The organism is Chitinimonas sp. (assembly GCF_041904975.1).
In the GTDB taxonomy this organism is placed as follows: domain Bacteria; phylum Pseudomonadota; class Gammaproteobacteria; order Burkholderiales; family Chitinimonadaceae; genus Chitinimonas.
In genome coordinates this window covers 1-14,482 of the sequence record NZ_JAYRLZ010000100.1, presented here as the reverse complement: position 1 = coordinate 14,482, position 14,482 = coordinate 1, and the positions used below count along the sequence as shown (strand labels likewise).

General features: G+C 61.1%; 12 protein-coding genes. 7 read left to right on the top strand and 5 right to left on the bottom strand.

What is annotated here, in order from left to right; translation table 11 throughout:
• A partial coding sequence (locus tag ACE3OH_RS11180) for a hypothetical protein (protein WP_374352185.1) occupies positions 1-787 on the bottom strand: 787 nt, incomplete at its 3' end.
• Between the two features lie 116 nt (positions 788-903).
• Between ACE3OH_RS11180 and ACE3OH_RS11175 the strand changes: the two genes are divergently transcribed.
• The 3 genes from ACE3OH_RS11175 (at position 904) to ACE3OH_RS11165 (ending at position 3,930) form a co-directional block, all read left to right on the top strand.
• On the top strand, positions 904-1,653 hold the full coding sequence (locus tag ACE3OH_RS11175) for a substrate-binding periplasmic protein (RefSeq protein ID WP_374352182.1): 750 nt from the start codon (positions 904-906) through the stop codon (positions 1,651-1,653).
• A gap of 272 nt (positions 1,654-1,925) precedes the next feature.
• Entirely contained in the window at positions 1,926-2,786 is an 861-nt protein-coding gene (locus tag ACE3OH_RS11170) for an RNA ligase family protein (protein WP_374352179.1), read from the top strand.
• A complete protein-coding gene (locus ACE3OH_RS11165; RefSeq protein WP_374352176.1) occupies positions 2,773-3,930 on the top strand; it encodes an AAA family ATPase in 1,158 nt (385 codons plus the stop codon). Before ACE3OH_RS11170 ends, ACE3OH_RS11165 begins: the two co-directional genes overlap by 14 nt.
• Before the next feature lie 64 nt (positions 3,931-3,994).
• Here ACE3OH_RS11165 and ACE3OH_RS11160 read toward each other — a convergent pair whose 3' ends face one another.
• Positions 3,995-6,124: a sodium-translocating pyrophosphatase gene (locus tag ACE3OH_RS11160; RefSeq protein ID WP_374352173.1), complete on the bottom strand. Its 2,130-nt coding sequence runs from the start codon at positions 6,122-6,124 to the stop codon at positions 3,995-3,997.
• A 220-nt stretch (positions 6,125-6,344) separates the two neighbouring features.
• Between ACE3OH_RS11160 and ppa the strand changes: the two genes are divergently transcribed.
• Positions 6,345-6,869: an inorganic diphosphatase gene (ppa, locus tag ACE3OH_RS11155; protein WP_374352170.1), complete on the top strand. Its 525-nt coding sequence runs from the start codon at positions 6,345-6,347 to the stop codon at positions 6,867-6,869.
• A gap of 136 nt (positions 6,870-7,005) precedes the next feature.
• Here ppa and ACE3OH_RS11150 read toward each other — a convergent pair whose 3' ends face one another.
• Genes ACE3OH_RS11150 through ACE3OH_RS11140 form a run of 3 tightly spaced genes read right to left on the bottom strand, consistent with a single transcriptional unit; the run spans position 7,006 to position 8,749 of the window.
• Complete coding sequence (locus tag ACE3OH_RS11150) at positions 7,006-7,575, bottom strand: YceI family protein (RefSeq protein ID WP_374352167.1); 570 nt, start codon at positions 7,573-7,575, stop codon at positions 7,006-7,008.
• Positions 7,576-7,635: 60 nt separating this feature from the next.
• Positions 7,636-8,175, bottom strand: coding sequence for a YceI family protein (locus ACE3OH_RS11145; RefSeq protein WP_374352164.1), 540 nt, complete (start codon positions 8,173-8,175; stop codon positions 7,636-7,638).
• Positions 8,176-8,218: 43 nt separating this feature from the next.
• Positions 8,219-8,749, bottom strand: a complete 531-nt coding sequence (locus tag ACE3OH_RS11140) for a cytochrome b (RefSeq protein WP_374352161.1) — start codon at positions 8,747-8,749, stop codon at positions 8,219-8,221.
• 513 nt (positions 8,750-9,262) lie between these two features.
• Between ACE3OH_RS11140 and ACE3OH_RS11135 the strand changes: the two genes are divergently transcribed.
• The 3 genes from ACE3OH_RS11135 to ACE3OH_RS11125 form a co-directional block, all read left to right on the top strand.
• On the top strand, positions 9,263-10,972 hold the full coding sequence (locus ACE3OH_RS11135) for an Hsp70 family protein (protein ID WP_374352158.1): 1,710 nt from the start codon (positions 9,263-9,265) through the stop codon (positions 10,970-10,972).
• A 145-nt stretch (positions 10,973-11,117) separates the two neighbouring features.
• On the top strand, positions 11,118-11,966 hold the full coding sequence (locus tag ACE3OH_RS11130) for a hypothetical protein (protein WP_374352155.1): 849 nt from the start codon (positions 11,118-11,120) through the stop codon (positions 11,964-11,966).
• A 167-nt stretch (positions 11,967-12,133) separates the two neighbouring features.
• Positions 12,134-14,482 (top strand): CHASE2 domain-containing serine/threonine-protein kinase (locus ACE3OH_RS11125; RefSeq protein WP_374352152.1); only part of this gene is annotated, 2,349 nt, incomplete at its 3' end.

Sequence of the window (14,482 nt, the reverse complement as noted above, 5' to 3'; positions counted from 1 at the left end):
TCCCCTTTTGTGCTCGTTGCCATGCAAACGCAAGTTCATCATCGGCAGTAAATCGGCTCAATTGGAAAGTAACTCCATCGGGTGAGCCAACAGGAAGTGAATGCTTCCCAAAGAATAAGTGCTTCTTAAGTGTCGTGGCCTCGGAAATGCTTAGGCCGGTACTCTCCGAAATCGTACCTATGTCACTCATTTTGAGCGCACGAATTTGATCGTAAGTGCTCTCTGCTAATGCGTCCGTAGTTGTTGTACCAGCTCCAGTAAAGCGAACTGCACCTGTGTTTGGAACCCCAACCCGATCCAAGCGCACCGCGTCTACGCCCGGCGGCAGGGTAACACCGTGGGCGCTGGCCTGCATCTGCGCTTCCAGCGCCAGCCGGCGCTCGGCTGATGTGCTCGCTAGCCGCGCCTCCTCATACTCCACGTGGTTAGCCTGTTTTACCGCAAAGCTGGGCTCGGTATGGAACTGCAGCTCCACCACCTGCCCTTCGGCAGTCAGGAAGTTGCTATTGATACCTTTGTACGACGCTCCTTCAACAAACGTGTTCTTCAGCTTGAGTATCTGGGCTCCGCTTGCGTCGAGATGGTTGAGGGTGCTCATTACGCTTTGGCTGAAGCTTTCCTCCGGCAAAATCATCGTGTAACGCAACGCATCGCCGATATCAGCTGCGGCCTCGCTGACCGAGATGCCTTTCACCATGCTGTCAGTCTCGATTTTGCGCAGCAATGATTCGGGCGATTTGAGGCGGAAGTCGAGCGCGTAGGCTGGATTGGGCAGGATTGCCTTCACCCCATCTAACCAACCCGCTCTATTCACACCGCCCCATCCCACCGCCCAGCATTCAGCCTGTCCAGCCCCGGCAACAGCTGCTAGACATAGAGGACGGATTTTTCACGGAGGGGATCATGCGCATCATCTGGCTGGCTTGCCTGCTGCTCACCACGGCAACACGGGCGGACTGGAATGTGCGTACCGCCAGCCAGGAAGAAGCCAGCCCGCGCTATACGGTGCTTCAGGAAGGCGGGCAGCAGGTGGTCAAGGGCTTGTGCATCGATATCCTGCGTGCCATCGAGCGCACCGATCCGCAGATCCATTTCACCGGCAGCCAGCCACTGCCCTTGCCGCGCCTGCTCAAGCTGCTGGAAGTCGGCCAGCTTGATGCCTTTGCCTGCCTCACCCGTAACACCGAGCGCGATGCCTTGTTTCAGTATGTCGACATTGCCCTGTTTGAAGTCAGCTACCGCATGGCGGTGCGCAAGAATGATCCGGTACTGGTCGGCAGCTTTGACGATATCCGCCGCCTGGGCAAGGAAGGCCTGATTCTGGCCAATCGCGGCACCGGCACGGTGAATATCCTGGAGGCGCAAGGTGGCTTGCAGATCGACGCCACCGGTATCGACCAGCATGAAAACCTGCGCAAGCTGATCGCCGGTATCGGCCGCTTTTACTACCGCCATGACCTCGGACTGGAAGCCGAAATCGCTGAGAGTGGCTTTGGCGATAGCGTGCAGCTGTTGCCTGCGACGTTCGATCGCCAAAAGCAGTTTCTGGTGCTGTCGCGCCAAGTCCCGCTTGAACTGGTCAACCGCCTGCGCACGGCGCTGAGCCGGCTGCGCGATAGCGGCGAACTCGCAAAGCTCAGAAGTCGTTACTAAGCGCAGGCATTAATCCCATCTTTTCATCGCTTGCCTTATGCTGCGTTGCAGCATTATGCTTGCCGCTCACTTCAAACCTGCAGTACCCAAGGAGAACACCATGCCCCGCACTACTCACTAAGCGCCAACGACATCATGTCGGGATGCAATGACCGCGCAGTTTCTTGCACGCGGCCGTATGTGGGTTCAGTGCGAATTCGCCCTTCGGGCACATGCATGTCTTTCCTGTCTTGAGTCGTCGTTGGCATGTCCAGTCTGTATTGGAGATGACCATGAGCGATTTGTATCTGCGGGCAGATTCCCTGCCCACGCAACTGAAATATCCCCGCACACCCCATCTGGAAGGCTCGCGCCTGCAGGCCGGCGACGAAGGCCATGGGCAAACGCCCTACCGGCAGCTGGTCGGCCGCCATATCGTGGTGGAGGAAAAATTCGATGGCGGCAATGCCGGCATCAGCTTTAGCCCGGCCGGCGAATTGCTATTGCAGTCACGCGGCCACTACCTGAGCGGCGGCGGCCGCGAGCGCCAGTTCAATCTGTTCAAGCAATGGGCGGTGGCGCACGAAGCCCCCTTGCTGGCGGCACTGGACGATCGCTATATCTGCTTCGGCGAGTGGATGCACAAAAAACACGCGATGTTTTATGACGCGCTGCCGCATTACTTTCTGGAATTCGATATCTGGGATCGTCAGCAAGGCTGCTTTCTGGCTACGCCGCAACGCGCCGCCGTGCTGAACGGCGCTGCTGTGTTGCCGGTCAAGGTCTTGTACAGCGGCCCGGCGCCAAAGCGCCTCGATGCGCTGTGGCAGCTGATCGGGCCCGCCTGTGGCCGGTCTGCCAACTGGCGGCAGGCGTTCGAGCTAGCAGTGACACGCCAAGGCCTGGACCTGAGCCGCGCCTGGCAGCAAACCGACAAGAGCGCGCACGCCGAAGGCCTGTATATCAAGGTGGAAGACGACGGCCAGGTGCTGGAGCGCTACAAGCTGGTACGCCAGGATTTTGTCCAGGCGATCCTTGATGCCGACCAGCACCACGCCAGCCAGCCCTTTATCGCCAACCAGCTGGCGGAGGGGGTGGATCTGTTCGCGCCGGCGCTGAGCCACGATTGGGAGAGCGAACATGCAAACTGCTGATCTGGCCGCCTTGGTCGCCACGCCCGGCGGCGAGCTTGAGCCGGAAAAATACCTGCGCACTTTCCCCGCGCTGGAGCGAGCCAAATCCACGCCGCAAGACCCGGTCTACCATGGCGAAGGCGATGTATGGACCCATACCTTGATGGTGCTTGCGGCCTTGATCCACAGCGAGGCCTATGCCAGTGCCAGCGCGGATGAGCGCCTGGTGCTGTTTCTGGCCGCGCTACTGCACGATGTGGCCAAGGCTGACACCACCCGCATCGACCCGGTGAGCGGCCGCATCAGCCAGCCAGGCCATTCGCCGCGTGGCGCGATCGATACGCGGGTCTTGTTGTGGAAAGCGGGCCTGCCCTTTGCCCAGCGTGAGGCGGTGTGCCGCTTGATCGCGGTGCACCAGCTGCCCTTCTATCTTCTCAGCGATGCCCGGCATGATCCGGCACGGCAGGTGCGGCGCCTGAGTTGGGCGCTGGATACCCGTCTGCTGGCCGCACTGGCCACCGCCGATATGCAAGGCCGCATCTGCGCCGACAAAGCGCGGGTGCTCGATGAAATCGCACTGTTTCAGGCGCTGTGCGAGGAGGAAGGCGCTTGGGGCCAGGCGCGCAGCGTGGCGGACGCCCATACCCGGCTCAACTATGCCCGCCACGGCATCGGCCACCCGGATGTGCAGCTGTATCAGGAAGCCGGTTCACGCGTCACCATGCTGTGCGGTCTGCCGGCCAGCGGCAAAAACACCTGGGTGGAAATGCACTGCCCGGACTTAGCCGTCGTGTCGTTTGACGACGCCAAGGCCGAGCTGGGTTTGCGCCATGGCCAGAACGATGGCGCAGCCGCCCATTACGCCATCGACAAGGCGCGCGATCTGTTAAGGCGCAAACAGGCATTTGTGTGGAATGCCACCCATCTTTCCACCCAGATGCGCGACAAGACACTGGAGCTGCTGTACCGCTATCAGGCCGAGGTGCGCATCGTTTACCTGGAGCAAGGCCATAAGGAATTGCTACGCCGCAATGCCAAACGCGATAGCACCCTGCGGCAGCGTGATCTGGAACGGATGCTGCACCGCTGGGAAGTGCCACTGCCTTGGGAGGCGCACCAGGTCGACTATCTGGTAGGCGAAGAGCGCCCCACGGGCAAGGCATAGCCGCACCAACCCAAACACCCACAGGCCCAAATGGGCCTGTGTTGTTTGGGGGAGCCGGAATACGCTACTTCAGGCTTGGTGAAGCGGGTGCAGGCGAGGAAACCACGACCGGCGCGCTTGGTGCAGACTGATCAACGTGGCTGCCCGTCATCGGCAGCAGCGGCACGATCAGCAAGGCGACGATATTGATGATCTTGATCAGCGGATTCACCGCCGGGCCGGCCGTATCCTTGTACGGGTCGCCCACCGTGTCGCCGGTTACTGCGGCTTTATGGGCGTCGGAGCCCTTGCCGCCGTGATTGTCGTTTTCGATATGCTTTTTGGCGTTATCCCAGGCGCCGCCGCCGGTACACATGGAGATGGCGACAAACAAACCAGTGACAATGGTGCCCATCAGCAAGCCGCCCAGCGCTACCGGCCCGAGCAATAGTCCGACCAGAATCGGCACCACCACTGGAAGTAGCGAAGGAATGATCATTTCCTTGATGGCCGCCGAGGTGAGTAAATCGACGGCGCGGCTGTAATCGGGCTTGGCGGTGCCTTCCATGATGCCCTTGATCTCGCGGAACTGGCGGCGCACTTCTTCCACCACCGCCCCGGCCGAGCGCCCGACCGCTTCCATCGCCATGGCTGCGAACAAAAACGGAATCAAGCCGCCGATAAACAGGCCGACGATCACCATATGGTCGGACAAATCAAAATGCACGCGGGTGCCATGAGCGCTCAGCGCATGGGTGTAGTCGGCAAACAGCACCAGCGCGGCAAGGCCGGCGGAGCCGATTGCATAGCCCTTGGTAACCGCCTTGGTGGTATTGCCCACCGCATCGAGCGGGTCGGTGATGGCACGCACCGAATCGGGCAAGCCGGCCATTTCGGCAATGCCGCCGGCGTTATCGGTAATCGGCCCATAGGCATCGAGCGCCACCACAATGCCGGCCATCGACAGCATGGCGGTGGCCGCCACGGCAATGCCATACAGCCCGGCCAGCCAGAATGCCGCAATAATTGCCGCGCAGACAAACATCACTGGCCAGCCGGTCGACTTCATGCTCACCCCGATGCCGGCGATGATATTGGTGGCGTGGCCGGTGGTGGAGGCACGGGCGATATGCTGCACCGGGCCATACTGGGTGCCGGTGTAGTACTCGGTAATCCACACCAGCAAGCCGGTCAGCACCAGACCCACGGTAGCTGCGCCAAACAGGCGGAACTGCGCCCCGCTGCCGCCCAGCGCATCATCGGGCACCACCGCGCCGGTCACGCCATAAAACCCGGCCAGCGATACCACGCCGGCAACAATCAGGCCCTTGTACAGCGCCGGCATCACGTTGTGGCTGCCTTTTTGCGCTTTGACAAAAAAGCAGCCGATGATCGAACCGATGATGGACACGCCGCCCAAGGCCAGTGGATAGACTGCCGCCAGGGATTCGTTTTTCAGCAGCAAGACGCCCAGCACCATGGTGGCGATCAAGGTGACGGCATAGGTTTCAAACAGATCGGCCGCCATGCCGGCGCAGTCGCCCACGTTATCGCCGACATTGTCGGCAATCACCGCCGGATTGCGCGGGTCGTCCTCGGGAATGCCGGCCTCCACCTTGCCGACCAGATCGGCACCGACATCGGCGCCCTTGGTGAAGATGCCGCCGCCGAGCCGGGCGAAGATCGAAATCAGCGAGGAGCCAAAGGCAAAGCCCATCAAGGGCCGCAAGGTGTCGTGCAGGCTGGCCCCCGGCGCCGCCTGGGCGATCAGGTAGGCATAGAGCAAGCCCACCCCAAGCAGCCCTAGTCCGACCACCAGCATGCCGGTGATGGCGCCACCGCGAAACGCCACATCCAGGGCGGCCTGAATGCCGTGGCGAGCCGCCTGGGCGGTGCGCACATTGGCGCGCACCGACACATTCATGCCGATAAAGCCGCAGGCACCGGAAAGAACGGCCCCCGCCACAAAGGCCGCAGCCGTTGTCAGATTGATAAATACGCCGATCAGGATGGCCAGCACGCCCCCCACCAGCGCAATGGTGCGGTATTGCCGCGTCAGATAGGCCTCGGCGCCCTGTTGCACCGCAGCGGCAATCTCCTGCATGCGCTCGTTTCCGGCTGGCTGGGCAAGAATCCAGCGTCGCGACACAAATCCGAACAGAACTGCGATCACACCACAGGCCAAGGCAAAGTACAGCGCGACGGTTGCAGACATAGGGTGCATCTCCCCTTTGTTGTTGGATGGGCCGGAAAGCCCGCCAGCCCTGACGGCCTACCGTGTCAGGTATAGCCGCCACACCGCGCCGCGCCAACAAGCACGGCTGCTGCTGACGCAAAACTGCTTGATCTGATGCGGGAATGGTAAAATCCGCGCCGTTTGCGCGGCGGCCTTGCCGCGCCGCCCCTCTCCAATCACCAACTCAAAGAGTGCCCTCATGAGCCTGCACAACGTCACCCCCGGCGAAAAACTGCCTGACGAATTCAACGTCATCATCGAAATCCCGGCCAATGCCGCACCGATCAAGTACGAAGTGGATAAAGAATCGGGCGCGATGTTTGTCGACCGTTTCATGGGTACCGCCATGTTCTACCCATGCAACTACGGCTATGTGCCCAACACCCTGTCGGAAGACGGTGATCCGGTCGACGTGCTGGTCGTCACCCCCTTCCCGCTGAGCCTGGGCGTCGTGGTGCGCTGCCGCGCGCTCGGCGTCTTGAAGATGGAAGACGAGTCGGGCATCGACGCCAAGCTGATCGCCGTGCCGGTGGAAAAGCTCTGCCCGATGTACAAGGACATCAAGAGCCGCGAAGACCTGCCCACCCTGCTGCTCGACCAGATCCAGCACTTTTTCGAGCACTACAAGGACCTGGAAAAGGGCAAGTGGGTCAAGGTGACCGGCTGGGATGGCATCGATGCCGCCCATAAGGAACTGGTAGAAGGCGTAGCCCGCTACAAGTAAGCCAGCACTGGACGCATCCAGGCTGATCCGCTCCCGGCAAGCGCAGGAGCGGCTTTCGCCGCGAAGCAAGCAAAAAGGCCGCGAATGCGGCCTTTTTGCTGGGTGCAGGCGCCATTACTTTGGCGCAGCCCGCCTATCAAGGACGATAGGCTTCGACCTGCACGGCGATCTTGATATCGTCGCCAACCGCTGGCACATAGGTCTTCATGCCCCATTCGCTGCGCTTGATGGTGGTGGTCACTTCGGCGCCGCAGACAAACTTCTGGTCGGTGAAGCGGGTATCGCATTTGTTGAAGGCGATATTGAGCACCACCGGCTTGGTCACGCCCAACAGCGTCAGCGAACCTTCCGCCTTGGTCGGCTTGTCGCCATCGAAGGTGAACTTGTCGGCCTTGACCGTCACGGCCGGGAATTCGGCCACATTGAAGAAATCCTTGCTCTTGAGGTGATCATCGAGCTTGTCGACGCCGGTCACGATCGAGGCGGCCTTGATGCTGGCTTCCAGCTTGCCGGTCTTGGCTGCGCGATCCAGCTCCAGGGTGCCGCTGGTGTCCTTGAAGAAACCACGGGTGGTGGAAAAGCCCAGGTGGTTCACTTCAAAGGTCGGCTTGGTGTGGGTCGGTTCCAGCACCAGCTTTTCCGGTGCGGCGAACGCAGCAGCGGCCAGGGCGGCGGACAACAGGGACACGATCAGTTTGCTTTGCATGGGGTAACTCCGGTTTTCGGTTAACGATGCGAACGGGGTGGCCGACGGCCTACACCCGTCTTACTTTGCAACAAACAGCTTGAACTTGATCTGCACGGCATCGGCCACGGTGCCAACATCGGCCCATTCACCTTCGCCGACTTTCCAGGCCAGCCGCGACAGCGGGAAGGCACCTTCCAGCCACTGACCATTGCCCTCGGCACGGGCAGTGAACGGCACAGTCAGCGCAGCTGTGCGGCCTTTCAGCGAAAACTGGCCCACCGCCTGGAACTTGCCATTGCCCAGTGCCTTGAACTGGCTGCTGGTGAAGGTGGCACGCGGGAAGTGCGCACCATCGAACCACTCCTTCGCCTGCATCATCACATTGGCGTCGCTATTGCCGGCGTCGGCACCGGCCAGCTCGACATTGACGGTGACCTTGGCCGTTTCCGGCTTGGCGGCATCGAATGCCACGTCGGCGTTGAATTTTTTGAACTGCCCTTCCACCGGCACGTTCATCTGGGTAAACACAAACTTGACGCTGCTCTTGGCCGCATCCACCGGTGCCGCATTGGCCATGGCCGCCAGCAACAGGGCCGGTAACAACAATACTGACTTCATGATTCGCTCCGATACTTGCCGGGGCGCTTGCCCCGGGCATTGCTTACAACATGCGTTTGAGCACATCGTCTTTGTTGATGAAATGGTGCTTGAGCGCCGCCACCGCATGCAGGCCGGCCAGCAGGATCACGCTCCAGCCGCCCAACTCATGCAGCTCCTTCAATTGATGGGCCGCATCCACGCTGGTCTTGTCGATCAGATTGGGCAGTTGCACCAGGCCCAGCCACACCACCGGATAGCCCTTGGCCGAGGAATACAGCCAGCCACCGAGCGGTACGCCGAACATCAGCAGGTACAAAAGCCCGTGGGTGATATGCGCCACCAGTTTTTCCCATGGCGCCATCTGTGCCGGCATGGCCGGCGGGCGCTTGAACAGCCGCCACAGCAAGCGCAAAGCCGCCAGGGCCAGCACGGTAATGCCTATCCATTTGTGGTAATTGATCAGCTTGATCTTACCCGGCCCGAGCGGCATATCGTCAAACGACAGCGCCAATGCAAAGGCGGCAATGATGCCCAGCGCAACCAGCCAGTGCAGCGCCCGTGCCGGCAAGGAATAACGATGTTGGTTCTGCATTGCCTCTCCCTTATTGATTCAGAAATTCGAACCAGATGTACTTGGCTACCTGCGCATTATTCCCGCGACACCGCGCAGTAGATAGCGAAGTTTTCTAACGATCTGATTCATATTTTTTGACGGACATTTTGCCAAGCTGGCGACATTCGCCAACCTTCCGCCCGGCGCAGCGCGTGGGCGGCGCTTCGCAAAAAAACCGCATGCGACATTGCAGGCGCCGTGGCGGGCCAGCAACGCCAACAAGACAAAGAGCTTAGGCGAAGCGGCGAGCATCGCCAAATGATTCGGCGCATGGCTGCAATGTCGTGCCGGAATAGTTGCACGGCCAGCCGGGTGAAACACGACGCAGAATCCGGCGCCCCTGGTCGACCTCGCCATGTCGGCCGGGCGCACTCCGTTGCACATTTGCCTATGCAAATTCTTGACCGACCCGCGATTGCTCCGGCTATTTCGGCGCACCACCCCGCCCTGACGTAAAATGGCCGCCCAAACGGTTTACCCCACTGCAAATCCATGATCATCGGCATCGACCTCGGCACCACCAATAGCCTTGTCTCCATCTGGCGCGACGGACAGGCCATCATGATTCCCAACGCCCTGGGCCAGACGCTGACACCCTCGGTGGTCGGACTTGATGATCAGGGCGAGGTGCTGGTCGGCCAGGCGGCGCGCGAGCGGCTGATCACCCATCCCGATCTGACCACCTCGGTATTCAAGCGCTATATGGGCTCGGACCGGCAGACCCGGCTTGGCACGCAATGGTTCCGGCCGGAAGAACTATCGGCCCTGGTGCTGAAGTCGCTGAAGGCCGATGCCGAGCGCTTTCTTGGTGCAACCGTCGATGAGGCGGTGATTACCGTACCGGCCTATTTCAGCGATGCACAGCGCAAGGCCACCAAGATTGCCGGGCAGCTGGCCGGCCTGCGCGTGGAGCGGCTGGTGAACGAACCGACCGCCGCAGCGCTGGCCTATGGCCTGCACCAGAGCGAGCCGGAGAGCCGTTTTCTGGTATTCGACCTCGGCGGCGGCACTTTCGATATCTCCATCCTCGAATTATTTGAAGGGGTAATGGAAGTACGCGCCTCGGCCGGCGACAATTTCCTCGGCGGTGAAGACTTCAGCGAATTGCTGATCGACGGATTTATTGAAGAAGTCGGCCGGCACCATGGCATCAGCGACAAGACCGCCGACCCGGCCGTCTACCAGGCGCTGCGCAAGCAGGCCGAGCAAGCCAAGCGCGCACTGAGCAGCGGCGACAGCTACACAATGGAAATCCAGCATCAGGGCAATAGCCTGAGCTGGCAGATCAGCGACAGCGACTTTCTCAAACGCGCCGAGCCGCTGCTCAAGCGCATCCGCGAGCCGATCGAGCGTGCCTTGCGCGACGCAAGGCTCAAGGCCATCGACCTCGACCAGATCGTGCTGGCTGGCGGCGCCACCCGCAAACCGATCATCCGCAAGCTGGTAGCCAAGCTGTTCGGCCGCATGCCGGCAATGAATCTGAACCCGGATGAGGTGGTGGCACAGGGCGCGGCGGTAATGGCCGGCCTGAAGGCACGCGATGTCGCGCTCCGTGAAGTAGTGATGACCGATGTCTGCCCCTATACCCTGGGCGTGGAAGTGAGCGAGCAGGTGGTGCCGGGGCGCTTTCAGCCCGGCTTTTACCTGCCCATCATCGAGCGCAACTCGGTGGTGCCGATCTCGCGCGAGCAAACGGTCAACACGGTTGCCGACAACCAGATCGCCCTGAACGTCAACATCTATCAGGGCGAAAGCCGCCAGGTGAAAGACAATGTGTTTCTCGGCGAGATCACCATTCCGGTGCCGCCGCGCCCTGCCGGCCAGATGGCGGTGGCGATCCGCTTTACTTACGACGTCAACGGCTTGCTGGAAGCCGAAATGACCGTGGAAGCCACCGGCGAGAAGCACCGCCTGCTGATCGAGGAAAACCCCGGCGTACTCACCACTGAGCAGATTGCCGAGCGACTGGCCGCCCTGGCCAAGCTGAAGATCCATCCGCGCGAATTGCTGCCCAATGCCACCCTGCTGGCCCGCGCTGACCGACTGTTCCAGCAGACCTTGGGCGAGCAGCGCGCCTGGGTCGCCCAGGCCACTGCCCAATTCCAGGGCCAGCTGGAATTGCAGGATGAAGCGCGCATCGCCGAAGCCCGCGAAGCGCTGAAACAGGCACTCGATGAAATAGAAGGCGAAAGCTGGCTATAAACGCGGGCAGGGCGCCACACAAGGCCATCGCAGCTGTGTGCAAATTGACGCCGCCTTGGCAATGCGGCTTACTGCCGGCGTCTTGCGCCCGATCAGGCTGGATCGAGCGACCGAAGCGGGGCGCGCAGACAGAGCGAGGATCACGATGAATGCAAGCCAATGCTGGCAAGTCCTGGGGATTGCCGCCACCGCGGACGAGCGCGACATCAAGCGCGCCTATGCCAGGCTGCTGAAAACCACCCGGCCGGAAGACGACCCCGAGGCGTTCCAGCAACTGCGCGACGCCTTCGAGGCGGCACTGTGGGCGGCCGACGAGCTGCGCCGCCAGCCACCGGTAATACAGGCCGACGGAGCCGAGCGGCCACCGCGCGAAGTCGAATTGGAAAACCTGTTCCGCCCGCATATCGAAAAAATGGCGGAATTGAACGAGCGCGGCACCAGTGAACAAGCTTTGGCCGCACTGGAACAGATGCTCGACCAGTTTTCGCTACGCGACCCGCAACAGCGCGACCCGCTCGCCTGGCAGCTGTTCGAGGACGGCATGCTGTGGATTTGTTGCGATATTGCCGCCAATCACGATGAATTCCTGCGCGCCGGCATGCAATTGTTCGGCTGGATCGAACCGGGCAACTGGCTGGGTGAAAAAGACCCGAAAACGGTCGAATGGCTGAAACTGCGCATGCTGGAAGCCGATGCGCTCGATGCGGTGGATCGCCTGCTCAATCTCGCCGAAAGCGAAGGCGAGCAAGCCGCCTTGCCGGAACTGGAGCGCCTGGCCGACGACGAGCGCCTGATCAATGTCGATGTGCGCCATCTGTTCGAAGCCGAGCTGATGGTCGGCCTGTCAGAATTCAAACCCATCCCCGCCACCCTGGCCGGGCGGGCAGTCGCCCTGTTCGGCTGGCAACGCGATCACCGCCATCTGGAGGAATATCACGCCGAAGCCTGGGCTGCCTTCCGGCAAGGAGTGCCACTGCTGCAATCAGGCCACTGAACGCCGTCACGACCGCGTTGCACGGAACACGCAAGCGCACCCATCCCGGCGGAAATCGGCGCAAACACTAGCATTGCACGGCCGTGCCATCTAATCTTCCAACAATTCGCAGAGCAGCCAACGCCACCGCAAGGTCTTGTGTGGCGCCAATGAAGTAGGGAGAAACAATGAAGACTGCTTTCTGGAAGGCCGACTGGTTTGTCGGCCTGTGTACCGTTATTGTCTTTGCAGCGGCGGGCGCCGGCAGTAATTTGCTCGCCGCATTGGAGTACAAGGCTTATGACCTGGGCGTGGGGCTGAGCAGCCGCGCACCCAGCGATCGCATCGCCATTATCGAGATCGACCAGCAAAGCATCGACAATATCGGCCGCTGGCCCTGGCCGCGTGATGTACATGCGCAACTGCTCGACAAGCTGGTTGCCGCCAAGCCCAAGGCAGTGGTCAGCACCATCCTGTTTACCGAGCCGCAACAGGACAGAGGCACCGATGTATTGCGGCAGATTCGCGACATTTACCGCAAGCAAAATGCCGGCACCACGGTGGCGGCCGACGGCACCGTCATCGCCGGTAATGATCAATTCGGCAATCTGCTCGATGAAGCGGTATCCAAGCTCGATTTCGACGGCCAGCTGGCCGACAGCATCGGCAAGGGCGGCAATGTTCTGATTCCGATGCTACTGGCACGCGGTACGCCGCAGGGCAATCCGGATGCAGCTACGCCGACCTTTATCACCCGCAATGGCCTGCAAGCCGCCGGCGAAGCCAAGCCGCTGTCGAGCGCCGCCATGGCCGCGCCCATCGCCCGCCTTGGCGAAAAAGCCGCCGCCATCGGCTTTATGACCAGCCTGCCCGACTCCGACGGTGTGGTGCGCGAAGACGCCCTGGTGATGAGCTACTACGATCAGCTCTACCCGTCGATCTCGCTGATGACCGTGGCCAAGACGCTGAACATTCCGCCCAAGCAGATCAGCATCAAGCCCGGCGAAGGCATCCAGGTTGGCGGCCTGCTGATACCGACCACCGCCCACAGCACCTCGTACTCTTATTACTACAAGCCGCAGAATGGCCGCTCCGCCTTCCCGACCGACTCCTTCTTCGATGTACTGAGCGGCAAGGTGCCGGCGGAGAAGTATCGCGACAAGATCGTGCTGATCGGCTCTACCGCTGCCGGCATCGGCACCAGCTTCGTCACCCCGATCGACCCGGCCACCAGCCCGGTGGTGCTGGTAGCGAACAATATCTCCAGCCTGCTGCAGCAGGATTCATTCGCCGTGCCGGGTTGGGGCGACTATCTGCGCCTGGCGCTGGGCCTTGTCGTTGCCCTGTATCTGACCTTGCTGCTGCCAAGGCTGAAAGCCGGCCCGGCGGCCATGGTCACCGGCGGCAGCTTTGCCGCGCTGCTGCTTACCCATTTTGTGCTGATCACCACCCAGCTGATCTGGCTGAAGCTGATGAGTGCCGCAGTATTGCTGGTGGTCGGCCATCTGGTGCTCACCACCAAGCGCTTTCTCACTACCGAGCGCGGCATGGAGCGCTCGGAATTGTCGGCTGCCGAATCGAACCGCATGCTCGGCCTCGCCTTCCAGGGGCAGGGCCAGCTCGATATGGCCTTCGACAAATTCCGCAAGGTGCCGATGGACGACAGCATGGCCGACACCCTGTACAACCTGGCGCTCGATTTCGAACGCAAGCGCCAGTTCAACAAGGCGGAAACCGTTTACCAGCACATTGCCGCCTTCAATCCCAAATTCAAGGACATCAACAAAAAGCTCGACCGCGCCCACCAGATGGCAGAAACGGTCATCCTGGGCGGCGGCAGCAATCGCAGCAATGCCAGCACCCTGGTACTGGAAGGCGGTGCGGTGGAAAAACCGATGCTGGGCCGCTACCAGGTGGAAAAGGAACTGGGCAAGGGCGCCATGGGCGTGGTTTACCTGGGCAAGGACCCGAAGATCGGCCGGGTAGTGGCGATCAAGACCATGGCACTGAGCCAGGAATTCGAGCCGGGCGAGCTGGAAGAAGCACGCACCCGCTTCTTCCGCGAGGCCGAAACCGCCGGCCGGCTCAATCACCCGAATATCGTCACCATCTACGACGCCGGCGAAGAACACGATCTGTGCTACATCGCCATGGAATTCCTCAAAGGCAAGGACCTGGCCCCGCAAACCAAGGCCGGCTCCCTGCTGCCGATTCCCGACGTGCTCAATATCGCCGCCCAGGTGGCCGATGCGCTCGACTACGCCCACAAGCAAAGCGTGGTGCACCGCGATATCAAGCCGGCCAATGTCATGTATGAAATGGATACGCGCATCGTCAAGGTCACCGACTTCGGCATTGCGCGCATTACCGATGCCAGCAAGACCAAGACCGGCATGGTGCTGGGTACGCCCAGCTATATGTCGCCCGAGCAGCTTTCAGGCAAACGCGTCGATGGTCGCTCCGATCTGTTTTCGCTGGGGGTGATGCTGTACCAGATGACTGTCGGCACCCTGCCCTTCCAGGGTGAATCGATGGCG